The 18203-nt window shown below is 68.5% G+C and carries 14 protein-coding genes; 7 read left to right on the top strand and 7 right to left on the bottom strand.

What is annotated here, in order from left to right; genetic code table 11:
- Nucleotides 1-65: 65 nt before the first annotated feature.
- On the bottom strand, nt 66-1571 hold the full coding sequence (locus QZV81_RS09440; RefSeq protein ID WP_292836273.1) for an MFS transporter: 1506 nt from the start codon (nt 1569-1571) through the stop codon (nt 66-68).
- 509 nt (nt 1572-2080) lie between these two features.
- Here QZV81_RS09440 and QZV81_RS09435 point away from each other — a divergent pair.
- Both QZV81_RS09435 and QZV81_RS09430 read left to right on the top strand, forming a co-directional pair.
- Entirely contained in the window at nt 2081-2788 is a 708-nt protein-coding gene (locus tag QZV81_RS09435) for a winged helix-turn-helix domain-containing protein (protein WP_292836271.1), read from the top strand.
- Between the two features lie 46 nt (nt 2789-2834).
- Nucleotides 2835-3809 carry a DNA-3-methyladenine glycosylase 2 family protein gene (locus tag QZV81_RS09430; RefSeq protein WP_292836269.1) on the top strand — a complete coding sequence of 325 codons (975 nt, stop codon included), beginning with the start codon at nt 2835-2837 and terminating at the stop codon, nt 3807-3809.
- Nucleotides 3810-3864: 55 nt separating this feature from the next.
- Here QZV81_RS09430 and QZV81_RS09425 read toward each other — a convergent pair whose 3' ends face one another.
- Complete coding sequence (locus tag QZV81_RS09425) at nt 3865-4695, bottom strand: aldo/keto reductase (RefSeq protein ID WP_292836266.1); 831 nt, start codon at nt 4693-4695, stop codon at nt 3865-3867.
- A 128-nt stretch (nt 4696-4823) separates the two neighbouring features.
- Here QZV81_RS09425 and pgi point away from each other — a divergent pair, with 128 nt between their 5' ends.
- Both pgi and QZV81_RS09415 read left to right on the top strand, forming a co-directional pair.
- On the top strand, nt 4824-6503 hold the full coding sequence (gene pgi, locus QZV81_RS09420; RefSeq protein WP_292836264.1) for a glucose-6-phosphate isomerase: 1680 nt from the start codon (nt 4824-4826) through the stop codon (nt 6501-6503).
- 2 nt (nt 6504-6505) lie between these two features.
- Nucleotides 6506-7174 carry a class I SAM-dependent methyltransferase gene (locus tag QZV81_RS09415; RefSeq protein ID WP_292836261.1) on the top strand — a complete coding sequence of 223 codons (669 nt, stop codon included), beginning with the start codon at nt 6506-6508 and terminating at the stop codon, nt 7172-7174.
- A 7-nt stretch (nt 7175-7181) separates the two neighbouring features.
- Here the strand turns inward: QZV81_RS09415 and QZV81_RS09410 are convergent, their stop codons facing one another.
- Nucleotides 7182-9272 carry a glucose PTS transporter subunit IIA gene (locus QZV81_RS09410; RefSeq protein WP_292836258.1) on the bottom strand — a complete coding sequence of 697 codons (2091 nt, stop codon included), beginning with the start codon at nt 9270-9272 and terminating at the stop codon, nt 7182-7184.
- A 286-nt stretch (nt 9273-9558) separates the two neighbouring features.
- Here QZV81_RS09410 and QZV81_RS09405 point away from each other — a divergent pair, with 286 nt between their 5' ends.
- On the top strand, nt 9559-10491 hold the full coding sequence (locus tag QZV81_RS09405; protein WP_292836256.1) for a lytic transglycosylase domain-containing protein: 933 nt from the start codon (nt 9559-9561) through the stop codon (nt 10489-10491).
- 71 nt (nt 10492-10562) lie between these two features.
- Complete coding sequence (gene pdxH / locus QZV81_RS09400; RefSeq protein ID WP_292836253.1) at nt 10563-11216, top strand: pyridoxamine 5'-phosphate oxidase; 654 nt, start codon at nt 10563-10565, stop codon at nt 11214-11216.
- Between the two features lie 3 nt (nt 11217-11219).
- Here pdxH and QZV81_RS09395 read toward each other — a convergent pair whose 3' ends face one another.
- Together QZV81_RS09395 and QZV81_RS09390 are read right to left on the bottom strand one after the other, a co-directional pair.
- Nucleotides 11220-12479, bottom strand: coding sequence for an MFS transporter (locus tag QZV81_RS09395; protein ID WP_292836251.1), 1260 nt, complete (start codon nt 12477-12479; stop codon nt 11220-11222).
- A gap of 76 nt (nt 12480-12555) precedes the next feature.
- Complete coding sequence (locus tag QZV81_RS09390) at nt 12556-12993, bottom strand: MarR family transcriptional regulator (protein ID WP_292836244.1); 438 nt, start codon at nt 12991-12993, stop codon at nt 12556-12558.
- A gap of 142 nt (nt 12994-13135) precedes the next feature.
- Between QZV81_RS09390 and QZV81_RS09385 the strand changes: the two genes are divergently transcribed.
- The gene (locus tag QZV81_RS09385) at nt 13136-14557 is read left to right on the top strand and encodes an NAD(P)/FAD-dependent oxidoreductase (protein WP_292836241.1); all 1422 of its coding nucleotides are present in this window, start codon (nt 13136-13138) and stop codon (nt 14555-14557) included.
- A gap of 50 nt (nt 14558-14607) precedes the next feature.
- Here QZV81_RS09385 and QZV81_RS09380 read toward each other — a convergent pair whose 3' ends face one another.
- On the bottom strand, nt 14608-15636 hold the full coding sequence (locus QZV81_RS09380; protein ID WP_292836238.1) for an aldo/keto reductase family protein: 1029 nt from the start codon (nt 15634-15636) through the stop codon (nt 14608-14610).
- 52 nt (nt 15637-15688) lie between these two features.
- Nucleotides 15689-17665 carry an AarF/UbiB family protein gene (locus tag QZV81_RS09375; RefSeq protein ID WP_292836234.1) on the bottom strand — a complete coding sequence of 659 codons (1977 nt, stop codon included), beginning with the start codon at nt 17663-17665 and terminating at the stop codon, nt 15689-15691.
- Nucleotides 17666-18203 lie beyond the last annotated feature (538 nt).

Below are 18203 nucleotides of genomic sequence, written 5' to 3'. Positions count from 1 at the left end.
GCAGCCGCCGACATCGGGTCGCAGGCCCGCGGCGGGTGGCAGGCATCCGCCGCGGGCCGGACGGGTCAGATCTCGGGCGTGAGAGCGGCCTCAGCGCCCGCAGAGCGAGCGCGCCGACGGGCACCGAGGTCGATGACCGCGAGCAGAAAGGCCAGGCCCAGGAACACCCCGACCGCCGTCATCCCGTAGGCATAGGCATTGCGGTAGACCTCGATCGAGTGCGTCTGGGCGGCGTCACTGTGGATCGCGGCGTAGAAGATCGACAGCGAGACGGCCGTGCCGACGGCCGTGCCGATGCGCTGGCTCAGCTGACCGACGGACCCGGCGAGGCCTCCTTCGTGCGTCGGGATCTCGGCGAGCGTCAGGGTCTGGTTGGGTGCGACGACCAAGCCGGCACCCAGCCCGGCAACGGCCATGACCCCCGCCATCGCAAGGGCGACGATCGCGACGGGCAGCGCGGAGGCGATCCACGTGAGCGCCGCCGTGCCGAGCAGGACGATGCCCAATCCCCACACGACGAGCGGTCGACCGAGGCGGCCGACCAGATTTCCGCCGACCCACGCCGAACCAGCGCTCACGACAGCGAATCCGATCGAAACCATGCCGGCGTACACGGGCTCCAGGCCGACGCCCAGTTGCAGGAAGAGCGTCGTCAGCAGGAACAGCGCAGGAAGCGCGGTGAAGTATGCCGTGACGATCAGGGTGCCGTTGCGGTACGACGAGATCCCGAACAGCGAGAACGGGATGAGAGGGCTCTTGCCGGCATCCGAGTATCGGCGCTCCCACCAGACGAACAGCGCGGCGAACACGGCGAAAGCGGTCAGCATCCACCATCGCCGCGGATCGTCGTCGGGCGATCCGGTCGTGAACAGGAACGGCCACATCAGGGCGATCACCGTGAACCCGAACAGGGCGACGCCGACCGGGTCGAGCTGGACCCTGCCCGGCGTGCGGTGCCGCGTGCGCGGCAGCAGGGTGAGGACGCCCGCGAGCACCAGCAGGGTAAGGGGCACGTTCATCCAGAAGATGTACCGCCAGCCGTCGGTGGGACCGCCGATCGCGATCATCAGCCCACCGAGGGTCGGGCCGAACGCGGTCGAGACCCCGATCGTCGCACCGAAGAGACCGAAGGCGCGACCCCGCTCCTTGCCGGTGAACAGCTGCTGAATCGTGCCGATGACCTGGGGCATCTGGATGCCGGCTGCCAGACCCTGGACGAGGCGCCCGATGAGGAGCACCTCGACGGTCGGTGCGAGTGCGCACACGACGCTCGTCAGTGTGAACAGGCTGAGCCCGATGACGAACAGGGCCTTGCGGGAACGCTGGTCGCCCAAGCGACCGAATGGGACGAGGGCGAGCCCGAAGCTCAGCACGTATCCCGAGACGACGAGTTGCAGCTCCGTGGACTCGGCGCCGAACGCCTGTTCGATCGACGGCAATGCGACGTTCACCTTGGTCAGGTCGAGGATCGTGAGCGCCGCGACCGATACGCACACCCAGAAGGCCCGCCAGCGCTGACCATCGCTCAGCGCGATGCTCACCGTCGCGGGCGCAGACGCGGGCACGGTCACGAGGTGATCCGCAGAGAGGCGCGGCCGGACGTCTTATGGAAAGCAATGAGGCCGACGCACATGGGATCACCGTATAACGCTCACGACGTCGCAGGCGCGTTCGCCGATGCCGGGCAGTGGCGCCCCGACCGCGCAGATTGTCACATGACGTCACGACCAGGCCGCCGCATTCGTGCGGTTTGACACATTCCGTCGCCGTTGGTCATAATGACCGTATGACTGACATCGCACGCACTCTGTCCGCCCGGGAGGCGAACGGACCCACCGGCATCATGATGCCGGGCGCTGTCATGTGTTGCCGAATGTGTCGATGACACGGTAATCCCCGTCGGATCGTCCTCCGCCTTCTGAGTAGCGGAGCGCGTCGATCCCCGAGTCGCCGAAGCCCTCCGCCCACCCCGCGGATGCCGGTCGCCTCGCACATCGGTCGCCCCCGAGGCCGACCCCCGCAACGCATCCGAACCCGAGTCAGGCACCTCGCCCCCGGGTTCCGCCCCGAAGGATCTCCCATGTCGAACACTGCCGTTCTCTCACCGTCAGCCCCCACTCGCCACCTGCGAGCCGTCGAGGACATCCCCTCGGCCGTCCGCCCGACGGTCCAGCCCGCTCCGACCGGGAACGCGCCGCGCGGGTTCGCGCTCTACGTCGGTATCGACGAGGGCAAGGCCGCAGCAGACGGCGTCTCGCTCTCGACGCTCGTCGCCGCGCTGCGGCGAACCGTCGCCGAGCTTGCACCACACGCTGAGACCTACGCGACCGTTGCACTGGCTCCGTCGGCTGCGGGTGGCCGCGATGTCGACGTCGTCCGCCTCGCTCTGCACGAGCCGGGCGCAGTCGCCCGCACGAAAGTCGACGCACCCGATGACGATCATGTGCCCGGAGGGGTCACGATCGACTTCTCCCGTCGCCGCGTGCACATCGACGGCGAGGGCGCCGCACTGACGTTCAAGGAGTTCGAGCTGCTGCGGTACCTCGTGCTGCGCGAGGGGCGAACGATCGATCGCACCGAACTCGTGTCATCGCTGTGGAGCCGCGCCGACAGCGACGAAGCGCCGGGCGAGCGGACGATCGACGTGCACGTGCGCCGCCTGCGCTCGAAGCTCGGTCGCTACGAGGACATCGTGCGCACGGTTCGCGGCATCGGCTACCGGTTCGATCGGCACGCCGATGTCGTCATCCGCTACGGCCACGGCGCGCCGTCGCCCGACCGCGTCTGAAGCGGCCCCGGCTCGGGTGTCGGACGCCCGGGCGTAGGGTGACCGCATGACCACGCGCGAGAAGATGCCGGTTCGCCGGGCCCCACCCGCGCACAAGCCGCGGCGAGAGCCCGAGCGTGCACAGGAGACGGAGTACCGACCACGGAAGCCGATCGATGCGACCGGGGCAATCCGCCAGCAGCAGCGCGGTGCGGGCGATCCCGCCCAGATGGAGTCCGCCGGCGTCATCTGGCGTGCAACACGCACGCCGGAGGGGATCGCGACGCTCGCGATCCGCGTCGATCCGGGCCGCGTCCGTGGCGCTGCCTGGGGGCCCGGCGCGGCGTGGGCGCTCGACCAGCTTCCCGCGCTCTGCGGCGACCTCGATGACCCGACGGGATTCGAGGGGCACCGCCATCCGCTCGTCGCCGACGCGCATCACCGCCATCCGGGACTGCGGATCGGGCGCACCGACCTCGCCTTCGATGCCCTCGTGAGCGCGATCTTCGAGCAGAAGGTCACCGGTGTGCAGGCCTTCGGCGCCTGGCGCGCCATCCTGACCTGGTGCGGCGAGAAGGCACCCGGGCCGACACCACGGCCCATGTTCGCCCCGCCCGCAGACTGGCACACGATCCCGAGCTGGACGTGGCACCGGGCGGGGCTCGAGCCGCCGCAGTCTCGCACGATCGCCGCGGCGTCCGCTCGGCGCGGTCCGATCGAGCGAGCGCTCGGGGCAGCGTCCGGCGGGCGGGCGCTCGATGAGATCCTCACGAGTCTGCGCGGTGTCGGAGCGTGGACAAGTGCCGAGACCCGCGTCCGCGCGTTCGGCGATCCGGATGCGGTGAGCGTCGGCGACTACCACCTCGCCCACCAGGTGGGCTATGCCCTCACGGGCCGGCGCGTCGACGACGACGCCATGCTGGACCTGCTGGCACCGTGGCCCGGCCACCGCCAGCGCGTGATCCGCCTGATCGGGCTGGCGTGCCCACGCGAGCCGCGTCGCGGAGCGCGGCTGAGCCCGGAGGATCACCGCGGACGCTGATCCTGAGCGGATCGCGGGGTGACCCGTGGTCCCACCTCGGCGTGGACGTCGTCGCTCACATCTCTTCGTGCGTGTCCGGGTCGCCGCCCCACAGCCGCCCGCGTTCGAGGCCGGACAGCGCCGCGATCTCGGCATTCGTCAGCGCGAAGGCGAACACGTCGGCGTTTTCGATCTGACGCGCCGGATCGGCCGACTTCGGAATGGGCGTCGAACCGAGCTGGACGTGCCAGCGCAGCACGGCCTGCGTCGGGGTCACTCCGTGCGTGCCGGCGATCTCGGTCACGACCCTCTCGGTGAGAAGCTGGCTGCGCCGGGCGAGCGGGCTCCAGCTCTCCGTCCGAATCCCGTGCTTCTGATGGAACGCTCGGAGCTCCGCCTGAGGGAAGTAGGGGTGCATCTCGACCTGATTGACGGCGGGGGTGACCCCCGTCGCGTCGATGAGTCGCGTGAGCATCGCGACGGTGAAGTTCGACACACCCACCGACCCCACGACACCCTCCTCGCGCAGCGCGATCATGGCGCGGAAGGTCTCGACGTAACGATTCACACTCGGATTCGGCCAGTGGATGAGGTACAGATCGATCCGCTCGAGCCCGAGACGCTCCAGCGACCCGTGTGCGCTGCGGATCGTCTCTTCGTATCCGTGATCCCGCCCCGGCACCTTCGTCGCGATGATCAGCTCATCGCGCATGCCGCTGAGACGCGCAGCTGCACCCACCTCGGCTTCGTTCTCGTAGTTGACGGCCGTATCGAGGAGCCGATAGCCGTTCTCCACCGCGGCGACGATCGCCGCGGTGCCGCCCTCGCCGCGCAGCTTGTACGTGCCGAGACCGAGCTCCGGGAAACGCCATCCGTCGTTGAGCATGACCGTGGGAATCGTGACCATTCCTCCACGCTACGTCCCCGGATGCGCATCGGCCACCACAACGGGACTCTCCGCTGAGCCGACGAAGTCGGCATCGGCGTCTGCGATTCAAATCCAGCGCTCGCCCCATCAGCGCTAGCGTGGACCTCGTGACCGCCCCCATCGATGCCACCGCCACCACTGCCTGGGCCGCGCTCTCCACCCGCGCCGACGGCTTCGCCCCGAACCTCCGCGCGTGGTTCGCAGACGACCCTGGCCGCGCGGAGCGGCTCACGTTCGACCTCGTCGACCTGCGGGTGGATCTGTCGAAGAATCTGGTGGATGCCGGGATCCTCGACGCTCTCGTCGAACTCGCCGAGCAGGTCGGACTCGCCGCACACCGCGACGCGATGTTCCGCGGCGACCACATCAACACGTCGGAAGACCGCGCGGTGCTGCACACGGCGCTCCGCCGCCCGGCCGGGATCCGGCCGGCACTGGTCGTGGACGGGCAGGACATCGACGGCGATGTCCAGGGCGTCCTGGACGCCATGTCGGCGTTCGCGAATCGGGTACGCGACGGGGACTGGCTCGGGATCACGGGCAAGAGGGTCACGCACGTCGTGAACATCGGCATCGGTGGCTCCGACCTGGGGCCCGCGATGATATCGTCCGCGCTCGAGCCGTACGCGGCCGCCGGAATCCAGGCGCGATTCGTCTCGAACATCGATCCGTTCGACATCGCACACAAGACGAGGGACCTCGACCCCGAGAGGACGCTGTTCGTCGTCGCATCCAAGACCTTCACGACGCTCGAGACCCTCACCAATGCCCGGCTCGCGCGAGACTGGCTGTGGTCGGGCCTGACGGCATCCGGTGCGATAGACGGCTCCAGCGCGGCGAAGACGGATGCCGTCTCCCGTCACTTCGTCGCGGTGTCGACCGCGATCGACAAGGTCGCGGCGTTCGGCATCGACCCGGCGAACGCGTTCGGTTTCTGGGACTGGGTCGGTGGCCGCTACTCCGTCGACTCGGCGATCGGGCTGTCGCTCATGATCGAGCTCGGCCCCGACGCGTTCCGCGAGCTGCTCGCCGGCTTCCACGCCGTCGACGAGCACTTCGCACGCGAGCCGCTCGAGCGCAACGTGCCGGCGCTCATGGGTCTGCTCAACGTCTGGTACACGAACTTCCTCGGCGCACAGTCCCATGCGGTGCTCCCCTACGCGCAGCAGCTCAGCCGCTTCGCCGCGTACCTGCAGCAGCTGACGATGGAGTCCAACGGCAAAAGCGTCCGCTGGGACGGCTCGGCGGTCACGAGCGATACGGGGGAGATCTTCTGGGGAGAGCCGGGGACCAACGGTCAGCACGCGTTCTATCAGCTGATCCACCAGGGCACCCGGCTCATCCCCGCGGACTTCATCGCCTTCGCGAACCCGGCTTACGCCCTCGAGGACGATGGCCGCGACGTGCACGGGCTCTTTCTCGCGAACTTCCTTGCGCAGACCAAGGCGCTCGCGTTCGGCAAGACCGCGGGCGAGGTCGAGGCGGAGGGCACCACCGGCGCGCTCGTGGCCGCGCGCACGTTTCCCGGCAACCGGCCGACGACGTCGATCTTCGCGCCGGCGCTGACGCCGAAGGTGCTCGGCGAGCTCATCGCGCTCTACGAGCAGATCACGTTCACGCAGGGCGTCGTCTGGGGCATCAACTCCTTCGACCAGTGGGGCGTGGAGCTCGGCAAGCAGCTCGCCCTGCAGATCGCTCCCGCGGTCGAAGGCGACGAGGTCGCGACCGCTGCGCAGGATGCCTCGACCCGCGCTCTGCTGGCCTACTACCGCGAGCACCGGGCGTGACCGTGGCGGGATCAGACGAGCGGGACGCGACTCTCTCGGCCCGTCGCGCCGAGCGCAACGCGCGCTGGGAGGAACGCTACGCGGACAACGACCGCTTCTGGTCGGGCAAGGTCAACGCAACGCTCGCTTCGGTCGTGCAGACGCTGACGCCCGGAACGGCGCTCGATGTCGGCTGCGGCGAGGGCGCCGATGCGGTCTGGCTCGCCGAGCAGGGGTGGCGCACGACCGGGATCGATGTGTCCCCCTCGGCCGTCGCGCGTGCCGCCTCCGCCGCACGCGACCGGGGGCTCGATGAGACCCGCGTGCGGTTCGTGGCGGGCGACGCCGACGAGACCCTGCCGGAGCAGACCTTCGACCTCGTCACTTCGAGCTTTCTGCACTCTCCGGACGAGGACTTCCCGCGCATCACGATCCTCCGCGCGGCGAGCGAACGGGTTGCGCGGGGCGGGCGGATGCTGGTGATCTCCCACGCGGCGCCACCCCCGTGGGCGAGGGAACTGTCCGGGCACGCGCACGACATGCGCTCGCCCGCGGAGGAACTCGCGCTGCTCGCACTGGATCCCCACCAGTGGCACGCGGAGCGGGTCGAGGTCGTGGCCCGCGATGTCGTCGGCCCCGACGGCACCCCCGCCGTGCTCGACGATGGGATCCTGCTCCTCCGACGGAAGTGAGCCGGGGTCAGGCCTTCTTCTGGATGTCCAGCAGCGGCGCACCGTGCGACGTCGGGCCGAGAGCTACCGGGTCGACGGTGTCGAACTGGTCGGCGTTGAGCACGATCACCGGGGTGATGAGCGCGTAGCCGGCCTGCTCGATGACGCCACGATCGAAAGTCACCAGCGGCGTGCCGACCTCGACGCGGTCGCCGTTGCCGACCTTCACGTCGAAGCCTTCGCCCTTGAGATTCACCGTGTCGATTCCGACGTGGATCAGCACCTCGGCACCGTTGTCCAGTTGCAGACCGAACGCATGTCCGGTCGGCTGCGCGGCGACGACCACTCCTGCGCCGGGCGAATAGACCGTGTCTCCGGTGGGCTCGATCGCGACGCCGGGGCCCATGATCCCGCCCCCGAAGACGGGGTCGGCCACCTCGGACAGGGCCACCGCGGTGCCATCCAACGGCGAAGCCACCTGCACCAGTTCGCCGACGCCGGCTTCGGCCAGGGCGACCGCTGTCGTGGCGGCCGTCCCGGCGCCTGATGCGGTCGCGGCTGCTCCGCCGACGCCAGGCAGGACACGGGCCGACTCGTGGGCTGGTCGGCTGTCGACCGCTTCGGCGGTGACACCGACGGCAGCGACACCGGCGGCATCCGCGGGGTTCTTGTACCCTGAGACCACGACGAGGAACATCGCGACGAAGAACGCTGCGAGCACCGCGATCGCGTACAGCCCGATCGGATCGAAGGCCGGCATCGTCAGCAACGATGTGAAGACGAACGCCTGCGTCGTGATGCCGTGCGGAAGGCCGAGGATGAGGCTGCCGATGCCGATGATGAGACCGCCCGTGAGGCAGCCGACGAGCATTCGCGGATAGATGCGCTTGAACCGCAGATGGATGCCGTAGAGCGACGGCTCCGAAATGCCGCCCAGCAGGCCGGCTGCCAGTGCGCCGGTCGCGGTCTGCCGCATGTCCTTGTCCTTCTCACGCCACGCCAGCAGGAGGACACCGGCCGTCGCACCGAAGCACGCGAAGTTCCATGCACCCATGGGGCCCTGGATGAAGTCGTAGCCGAGGGTCTGGATGTTCAGGAGCATGATGGCGTTGATCGGCCAGTGCAGGCCCAGCGGCACCATGAACGGGTACGCGAGCGGAATCACGATGGCGAAGATGAACGGCGAGAACGTGTTGATCGCGCTCAACGCTCCCGCGAGGGCCGCTCCGACGTAGACGCCGATGGGTCCGATGAGGAACGCAGTGAGCGGGATCATGATGAGCATCGCGAGGAACGGGACGAAGATCAGCTGCACGTTCTCGGGGATGATCTTCCTCAGTCCCTTGTAGACGAGGCCGAGGACGGCCGCCATCAGCAATGGGGGAAAGACCTGCGAGCTGTAGTCGAAGAGCGTCAACGGGACGCCGAAGATCGGGATCGTCGTGATGTTCGATCCGAGGAAGGTGCCCTGGCTCGCGGCGTCGTTGGTCCCGAGTGCGGTGAAGCCGGGAAGCATGAGAACCGCCATGATCGCGAAGCCCACCCACGGGTCGGCGCCGACCTTCTGCGATGCGTTGTAGGCGACCATCAGCGGCAGGAAGACGAAGACGCACTGCCACATCAGGTTGACGAACTGCCATGACGGATCCAGTGTCACTCCCGGTGCGTTCCACGCCGGAATCACTCCGAGCGTGGCCATCAGCGCCATGAAGGTGATGAAGAGCGAAGCGCCCAGCAGCGCACCCAGAATCGGACGGAACGAGTCCGACAAGTACTCGAAGAGGGTGTCGAGCCATGCCGACCTTCCGCGCGGCCCCTTCGCCCGCTCCCGCGCCTTGATCTCCTCGGCCGACTCGGGCGCCCCGCCACCGGCCATCACCGGCAGCGCCATGATGTCGTTGTAGAGGGTCTGCACACCGCCGCCGATGACCACCTGATAACGGTCGCCCGCTTGCGAAACGGCGCCCAACACGCCCGGGATCGCCTCGACTCTGTCCTTGTCGACGATCGAATTGTCGTTGAGTTGAAACCTCAGGCGTGTCGCGCAGTGGGTGAGGTTCGCAATGTTGGCGGGGCCGCCGATCGCCTCGACGATGTCGGCTGCGGAGCTGGATGCCATGGTCTTCTCCCTGGGAGTCACCTGTATTCGCGACTCTATACCGGCCCCTCCGGGGCTGGGTAGGGCATCACCGTGATTAACCGCGCGAATCCGCGGGATGCCACGCGTTCCGCGCGCCCTCCACCGTGGTGCGGGACGTTATCTTTCCGTTACCTTCACATGATTCGTCCAGGTGCACCCGGGGATTCGTTCAGAAACCGTCAGCAGACTCGGGGACTTGTGCCCGTCCCGAGGGCATTCCCCGGCGCTGCTCGCCGGTTCCGCACACCGAAAGACTCCCCTCTTCATGCGCTTTTCGCTCCATCCCGCTCGCTCTCCGTTCACCGCCGCAGCTGTCGCCATCGCACTCCTGAGCGGAGGAGGGGCCTCGGCCGCTTTCGCCGCCGACGGCGACCGCGACCGCACCACCTCGACACACTCGGTCGACGCGGCAGGGTCCGATTCGCGCGGAGCGTCCGTCGCTGACCCCCTTGCACACATCGAGGCCGACGCGGAAGCGGCCCTCGCAGGTGCTCGCTCCGCGATCGCGTTCGCCGGCGACACCGAGAAAGCCGTTGCCGATTCAGGGCTCGAGGTCGAAGGCACCACCGCCATCGATACGTCGAGCCTCGCCGCCCACGTCGAGAAGCTCTCCGGCTACGAGGTGACTCCGCTCATGCTGCTGCCGAAACAGGTGACCGAAGCGCTGCGCGCGACGGATGCGGTGAACGGGGCGGCGGGCGAGCTCTCCGGCCGACTCGAGAAGGCGAGGGCCGTCAAGTCTGCCGCGGATGCAGCAGCCGCGCAGGCCGCCGCCGACCGTGCGGCGCAGGTCAAGGCCGCCGAAGAAGCCCAGGCGGCGGCCGAAGCCGCCGAGCAGGCCGCGGCAGCGTCGTCGTCATCGTCGGTGGCGACCGTCGACGTGAACGTCGACCCCGCGTCTGCTCAGGGCATCGGTCGCTCGATGGCCGCTGCCCAGTACGGCTGGGGTGACGACCAGTTCGCCTGCCTCGTGTCGCTCTGGAACAGGGAGTCCGGCTGGAGCGTCACCGCGTACAACGCCAGCAGTGGCGCATACGGCATTCCGCAGGCGTTGCCGGGGAGCAAGATGGCCAGTGCCGGCGCCGATTGGCAGACGAACCCGGCGACGCAGATCGCTTGGGGGCTCGGCTACATCTCGGGCCGCTATGGCACCCCCTGTGGCGCGTGGGGACACTCGCAATCGGCCGGCTGGTACTGAGCGCCGGCTTCGCGGCTTGATCCGATCCGTGTGCGCGGATGCCCGACCGCTCAGAGCGTTAGCCTTCACTCGTGACAGATCCGGACGACGCTCTCGCACGGCACACCGATTACGGCGCTGAGCGGATGGACGAGGGCGACCTCAGCGACGACCCGCTCGCGCAATTCGAGACGTGGCTCGCCGACGCCGCAGGGCGAGGTGTCTACGAGCCGAACGCGATGGTGCTCGGGACGCTCGATTCCGCCGGCATACTGCAGAGCCGCACGGTACTGCTTCGAGCGATCGATGAGCGCGGGTTCGCGTTCTACACCGATCGGCAGTCGCGCAAGGGCGAGGCACTCAGCGCGAATTCGGGCGCGACGCTGCTCTTTCCCTGGTATCCGCTCCACCGTCAGGTGATCGTGACGGGGACCGTCGCACGCGTCAGCGACGAGGACTCGGACGCGTACTGGCGGAGCCGCCCGCACGGATCCCGCATCGCGGGCACTGCGAGCAGGCAGTCACGGCCGATCGCGTCGCGAGCCGAGCTGGAGGCGCGGGTGCGTGAGCTGGAGGAGCACTACCCCGACGGAGTCGATGTGCCGCGACCGGCGCGGTGGGGCGGCTACCGCCTGGCACCGACCCGAATAGAGTTCTGGCAGGGACGCACCTCGCGCCTCCACGACCGGCTGGTCTTCAGTCGCGTGGATGCCGGAGGGTGGAACCTGCAGCGTCTTCAGCCGTAGCCGTCAGACCTGGTCGCCGAGGGTGATGACCTCGGCCTCGCCCTCGGCGCTCTCGTGAGGGGTCGAGTGACGGGTGATGCGGTGCCCGGCAGCGGCGAGAACGACGATCGCGACCACGAGTGAGCCCACGGCGAACCAGTACGGACCGCCGACACCGAACGCCACGGCGATCCCACCCGAGACCGCGGGAGCGACGGCGCCACCGAGGAAACGGACCCCGGAGTACGTCGACGAAGCCACGCTGCGCGGCAGATCCGTGGCTTCCATGACCGTCTCGGTGAGCGCTGTGTTGAGCACACCGAGGAAAAGCCCCGCGACGATCACGGTCGTGATCAGCACGACCGCCGAGGTCGCGAACAGCGCCATGACGCCGAGTGCCACTGCCAGCAGGCCGAACATCGCGAACAGAACGGGTCGCAGGCCGAAGCGTCGGGTGAGGAGGGGGGCCACGAGAACCGACGTGATCGCCAGGGCCACACCCCAGCCGAAGAAGACGAACCCCAACTCCTGTGCTCCGAACTCGAACCCCGCGGCACTGGCCGCAGCAGCGATCGGGAACGGCGAGTACGCGAGGAGCGTGAAGAAGGCGTAGTTGTAGAAGAGCGCCGTGATCGCGAGCGTGCGCAATGCGGGGTTCCGCAGCGCCGCGAAACCGGCCGTGAGCGATATCCGCTCCTGCGGCTGCGGGTCCGTGCGCAGCATCGCCACCAGCGCGATGAAGGCGATGGCCATCAGGGCCGCAGTGCCGAAGAAGGGCCCGCGCCAGGAGATGTCTCCGAGCAGGCCGCCCACGAGAGGGCCGACGGCCATTCCGAGACCGAGGGCGGCCTCGTAGAGGACCACCGCCTGCCGGCTGCCGCCGCTCGCCGCGCCGACGATCGCGGCGAGCGCCGTCGAGATGAACAGAGCGTTTCCGAGGCCCCAGCCGGCGCGGAAGCCGATGATCTGGCCCACGCTGCCCGAGAGGCCTGCGAGAGCGGCGAACACCACGATGAGCGCCAGCCCGATCAGCAGGGTCCGCTTCACGCCGATCCTGCTCGAGATGAAACCCGTGAAGAACATGGCGATCGCGGTGATGAGCAGATAGCTCGTGAACAGCAGCATCGCCTCGGTCGGGGTGGCGTTCAAGTCTTCGCTGATCGCCGGAAGAATCGGGTCGACGAGGCCGATCCCCATGAACGACACCATGCACGCGAACGCGATCGCCCACACAGCGGGCGGCTGGTGCAGGATGGATGGCTTCTGCTCAACGGACACTGACATTGCACTCCTCAATCGATGGAACGGGTTTGCGGGGAACGGCGGGGAGAACGGGCGGCGCCCGCGAGCGTCGCGCGGCTCACGCGGACTCGAGCGCGGCGACGAGTCGTGCGAGCAGTGGAGCCGCTGAATCCAGAGTCCGGATCTCCTCCGGCGAAAGCTCCTCCATCGCGGGACGTGCGACGTCGGCCGCACGCAGCCGGAAGGCGGCGATCAGGTCGGCGCCCGCGTGCGTGAGGTGCACGACCGATGCCCGAGCATCCTCGTCGTCACGAAGGCGCTCGACCAATCCGTCGGCTTCGAGCCGATTGACGGTGGCCGTCATCGACGGCTGGGCGATGAACTCCCGCTCGGCCAGTTCCCCGACGCGCAGATCTCCCGCCTGCTCGAGGTTCGAGAGCACGCGCATCGCGACCAGCGAGCGCCCAGACCCCACTCGGCGCGAGAGCCCGCGCGCGTAGCGACTGGAATGAATCATGAGACTGATCGACAGCTGGTCGATCGCAGTCAATTGCATAGCAACAATATATACCATCTCTATCGTCACGCTGAACCCACGCCGCTTCGCCACCACGACGGCGCAGCGCGCTGGGTCCACCGCGCACGGCGGGAACCCCGGATGAGACGATTGCACCCGTGATGAAGCACTGGACCAGCAGGTGACCGACGTCGACGCGGTCGTGGTCGGTTCCGGGCCCAACGGCCTCGTGGCCGCCGTCGTCCTTGCCGAAGCCGGGTGGAAGGTGCTCGTGCTCGAGGCGGCGGAGAGACCGGGCGGCGGGCTTCGCACCGAAGAGCTCACGCTGCCCGGATTCAAGCACGATCTCGGGTCCACCGTTCACGCACTGGGTCTTGGGTCAGAGGCCTTCCGGTCCCTCGATCTGTCTCGCGAGGGACTCGAGTTCGCTCACCCGCCGACGCCGCTGGGCCACGCGATCACCCCCGGAACCTCGGTGCTCCTGCACCGTTCGGTGGAGCAGACCTCGGCCGGGCTGGGGCGCGACGGAGCACGCTGGCAGAGGGTGGTGGGCGGATTCGGACGCCGCTGGGAGGGCCTGGTCTCGTCGGTGCTCAATCCGACGGCCTTCCCGCCGAAGGCGCCTCGGGAGCTGCTCGAGTTCGGGATGCACGGGCTCTGGCCGGCGACGGCCAGCATCCGCACCGGGTTCAGGGAGGAACCGGCGCGAGCGTTGTTCGCCGGTCTCGCCGCCCACTCCGCTCTCGACCTGCGCGAGCCGCTGACATCCGGCATCGCCCTCTTCCTCGGCGGTCTGGGGCACGGCGTGGGCTGGCCGGTCGCCGTCGGGGGATCGCAATCGATAGCGGACGCCCTGATCGCGCGGGTGGAATCTCTGGGTGGCGAGGTGCGCACCGGCTACCGGGTCAGCTCTCTGTCGGAGCTCCCCTCGGCCCGCGCCGTGCTGCTCGATCTCACGCCGTATCAAGTGCTCGCCGTCGCCGGGGATCGACTCCCGGATCGCTATGCCGCGCGCCTGGCGCGCTGGCGCTACGGTCCGGCGGTCTTCAAGATCGACTGGGCGATCGACGGCCCGGTGCCGTGGGCCGACCCGGCACTCGCCGGAGCAGGAACCGTGCACATCGGAGGCACCGCCGCGACGGTCATCGCCTCAGAGCGCGCCGTCAGCCACGGCACCGTGACCGGCGAGCCGTTCATCCTGCTGGTGCAGGCCACAGTGGCCGACCCCACTCGAGCGCCGGCCGGGAAGCACACGGTGTGGGCCTACTGCCACGTGCCGCACAGCAGCAGAGTGGATGCGACCGAAGCGATCGAATCGAGGATCGAGCGGTTCGCTCCCGGCTTCCGCGACCGTGTGCTCGGTCGCCACGTGATGTCACCGGCGGCGCTGGAGAGCTGGAATGAGAACCTGGTCGGCGGTGACATCGCGGGTGGCGTCACCGACTGGCGTCAACTGATCGCTCGCCCCGCTCCGTCGCCGAGCCCATGGGCGACGCCGGTTCCGGGACTGTTCCTCTGCTCATCGTCGACGCTCCCCGGCGGCGGAGTGCACGGCATGGGCGGGTGGAACGCGGCGCGGACGGTGCTGGCCCGTCGCGGATGAACCAGGCGCTCGAGGCGACCGGGTCCGTCGCGCTCCGCGTGCGGTTCGCCTCAGGGCCGTAGCCCCAGCACGGGGCGCGACTTCGGCGAGACCGAGTACGTCTCTTCGGGGTCGGTCACCGCGACCGCGCCCACGGCGTCGTCGATCGCTGCCATGATGGCCGGCTCGAGCGTCACCCCCGACGCCTTGACTGTGTCGTCGAGCTGTTCGGGGCGAGATGCTCCGACGAGCGCGGCGGCGACGTTCGGGTTCTGCAGCACCCATGCGATCGCGAGCTGAGGCATCGTGAGCCCCGCATCATCGGCGACGGGCTTGAGTCTCTGCACCGCCGTGAGCACGTCATCGGACAGCAGTCGCTTGATGACACTCGCGCCGAACTTCTCGTCCGTCGCCCGTGATCCCGCCGGAGCGGGCTGTCCGGGCAGGTACTTACCGCTGAGGACTCCCTGCGCCATCGGCGACCAGACGACCTGCGAAATGCCCAGATCCACGGATGCGGGCACGACCTTGCCCTCGATGACGCGCCACAGCATGGAATACTGCGGCTGGTTGGAGATGAGCTGGAAGCCGAGGTCCTTCGCGAGCGCGTGACCCTCGCGCAGCTGCTCGGCCGTCCATTCCGAGACGCCGATGTACAGCGCCTTGCCCTGACGCACGAGGTCGGCGAAAGCCTGCATCGTCTCTTCGAGCGGGGTCTCGTAGTCGTAGCGGTGCGCCTGGTAGAGGTCGACGTGGTCGGTGCCGAGGCGCTTCAGCGATCCGTTGATCGCCTCGAGGATGTGCTTGCGGCTCAGGCCGCTGTCGTTGGGACCCTTGGGTCCGGTCGGCAAGTAGACCTTCGTGAAGATCTCGAGTGACTCGCGCCGCTGCCCGGCGAGCGCCTTGCCGAGGACGGTTTCGGCGACGGTATTGGCGTACACGTCGGCCGTGTCGAAAGTGGTGATGCCCAGATCGAGGGCACGGTGAACCGTCGCGATCGCCTTCGCGTCATCCACCTGCAGGCCGTGCGTCACCCAATTGCCGTAGGTGATCTCCGAAACCTTGAGTCCGCTGTTGCCGAGATATCGATGGTTGACCATGCTTCCACGCTACCCGCGCGAGACGAGACGAGGCGGTGTCGGACGGGGATCCTCACCGTCTGCGGAGCGCGGTGCGCAGGCTCCGCATCAACAGCAGCAGCCCGCCGAGGCCGACGACGGCGCCCACGAAGGAGAACGCCGTGACCTCACCGGTCACCATCGGGCCGCCGTCCGAGACGCCGAGCATGACGCCGGCTATGACGAGCGTGATGCCGACCACGGTCGTCGTTACGCGACCCATGATGCCGTCGACCCATGCGCGCTCGCCCGTGCTCTCGAAGGCGCGCAACCTGAGCTCGAGCGTTCCCTCGTCGAGCGAGCGGCTCAGGCTTCCGAGGCGTCGCGGCAGCCGGCGCGCCCGCTCGCTGAGCAGCGCCGACCAGGTCTGGGCTGTGAGCATCGCGCCCCGTGGAGTGACGAGGGAGAGCGCCATGCGGGGGGCGATCTCGAGCGCGCGCGCCACCATGTCGTAGTCGGGCACGAGTCTGCGCAGCGTGCCTTCGAGCGAGATGAGGGTGCGGAAGACGAGCAGCAGCGAGGGCGGCATCGCCATCCGGTTGCGGCGCAGCACGTCGACCAGGAGCCGGAAGATGTTCTCGTCGACCCGGGAGTTGTGCACGCGGGTGAGGATCATGCCGATATCGCGCTGCAGAGTCACGGCGCTGAAGGGCGTTGAGCCGGAGTCGCGTGCCGGGGCCCCGCAGATCAGCAGCACGGCATCGGTGACCGCGACGTCGTCCTCGTTGGCGACGCCGATCAGCAGCGGCACCAGCAGGCGACGCAGACTGCGCTCGATCACACCCACCGAGCCGAAATCGAGCAGAGTGACGGTGCGATCCTCGCCCAGGACGACGTTGCCGGCGTGCAGGTCGGCGTGGAAGATGCCGCGGACCCCGATCTGGTCGAAGACGGCTTGCAGCAGTGCGTCGGCGATGCGCTTGGCCTGTTCAGGGGGCATCGCTCCCGGGTCCAGCTTTCCGAACGGCGTTCCGTGGACACGCTCCTGCACGATCATCTGGGTCGTCGAGTACTCCTTGTACCCCGTGGGCACGTGCAGCCACGTCGCCGCACCCGACGCGGCGATCGCCCCGCGAAGCATCTCGGTGTTCGCCACCTCGACGCGGTAGTCGAGCTCATCGCGCAGCACGCGCGAGAACTCCGCGACCAGGGCGCGCGCACCGTATGCCTTCGCCCACTCGGTGCGCTTCTCGGCCTCGTTCGCGAGGCGCTCCAGGATGTCGAGATCGGTCGTGACCTGCGCGCGCGCCTGCGGCCGCTGGATCTTCACCACCACCTGTTCGCCGGTCACGAGGCGCGCGGCGTGCACTTGGGCCACGGATGCCGCGGCAAGCGGAGTCTGATCGATCTCGGCGAAGACGTCGGCGATGGGCCGGCTCAGCTGCGCCGCGATGGCCGCCTCAGCCGCTGACCAGGCGATCGGAGACGAATCCATCTGCATCGTCGAGAAGGCTGCGATGAACGCGGGAGGCAGGACGTCCTCTCTCGAAGAAAGCACCTGCCCGAGCTTGACGAAGGTCACCCCGGCTTCGTTCATCGCCGCCACCAGCGCCGTCGGCAGCTCATCCTCTTCGCCTTCGCCGTGACGCCTGCTCTCGTAGAGGGTGAGTCCGTGACGAGCCCCGATGGCGAGGATCTGCGCGTATCGGCGCGCGCGATCACGACGACGGAGCGCGTCACGCACGACCACGATCGGCTTGCGCCATCGGCGCGAGGGCCACAAGAATTCGAGCGACAGGACCACGATGACGACCGCCGCGAGCATCCACCCCGCCGTCAGCGCGACGAACGCGACCACAATGGGCGCGCTGGTCACGAAGCGGCCGTCCTGGTAGACGCCCGCATTGCTCAGCGAGCATACCGCTACAGGAACCGCGAGGGCGAACACGACGATCGCGGTGAGCCACGCGCGCAGCCACCCCACCTCGACATCCAGCAGTCGGCGCACGACCCAGGTGGCGGCGACCGAGAACACGAGGGCGACAATCCCCAAATCAAGCCAACTCGCCATAAGCCGATTCTGTCAGTCCCTGCCGGCCGGCGCGGGCGGCGCGTTGGTGAGTTTGCGTGAGCGGTCAAGGTCACGGTCAGCCCCACCCCCGCGAGATTCCGCACCCGATCAGAGGGTTCCGGAGGAACCTTCCGGCTTGCCCGGCAAGCTACTCGCGGCTCGAGGCCACCGTCAGGCTGCACGCGGCGCTTCTGACAACCGGAGTCAGAATGCGACAACCGGAATGGGACGACTCGACAGGTCGGTGAAAATCCGCCACTCAGCAAACGCGCCATGGGACGTTCGTTTGCGGCGATGCGCACGGGCGCGGAGGCGGACGATTCGGCTTCGGTTGCCAAGATTTCTGAGCCACGCGATGTCCCCCATAGCACCCGCCGCCAGTAGCTGTCACCACCGACGAACGGGTGATCCCGGAGAAGAACTCCGCGCGTCAGCGTTGACGAGAGGACGACGATCGACGTCATCCGGCTCAGTGCGCGGCAGGGGCTTCACATCGACCACCGCGGCCGATCCGTTGCGGAAGCGGACGAAGAAGTCG

Origin of the sequence: Microbacterium sp. (assembly GCF_011620665.1) — a bacterium.
Taxonomy (GTDB): Bacteria; Actinomycetota; Actinomycetes; order Actinomycetales; family Microbacteriaceae; genus Microbacterium.
This window is presented reverse-complemented; position numbering and strand designations above follow the sequence as displayed.

Bases quoted from the DNA above. Each gene is read 5' to 3' on its own strand.
- QZV81_RS09425 (WP_292836266.1), bottom strand. From the start codon at position 4,695: ATGGTCACGATTCCCACGGTCATGCTCAACGACGGATGGCGTTTCCCG.
- QZV81_RS09405 (WP_292836256.1), top strand. From the start codon at position 9,559: ATGCGCTTTTCGCTCCATCCCGCTCGCTCTCCGTTCACCGCCGCAGCT.
- QZV81_RS09410 (WP_292836258.1), bottom strand. From the start codon at position 9,272: ATGGCATCCAGCTCCGCAGCCGACATCGTCGAGGCGATCGGCGGCCCC.
- QZV81_RS09395 (WP_292836251.1), bottom strand. From the start codon at position 12,479: ATGTCAGTGTCCGTTGAGCAGAAGCCATCCATCCTGCACCAGCCGCCC.
- QZV81_RS09435 (WP_292836271.1), top strand. From the start codon at position 2,081: ATGTCGAACACTGCCGTTCTCTCACCGTCAGCCCCCACTCGCCACCTG.
- QZV81_RS09380 (WP_292836238.1), bottom strand. From the start codon at position 15,636: ATGGTCAACCATCGATATCTCGGCAACAGCGGACTCAAGGTTTCGGAG.
- QZV81_RS09375 (WP_292836234.1), bottom strand. From the start codon at position 17,665: ATGGCGAGTTGGCTTGATTTGGGGATTGTCGCCCTCGTGTTCTCGGTC.
- QZV81_RS09390 (WP_292836244.1), bottom strand. From the start codon at position 12,993: ATGCAATTGACTGCGATCGACCAGCTGTCGATCAGTCTCATGATTCAT.
- QZV81_RS09430 (WP_292836269.1), top strand. From the start codon at position 2,835: ATGACCACGCGCGAGAAGATGCCGGTTCGCCGGGCCCCACCCGCGCAC.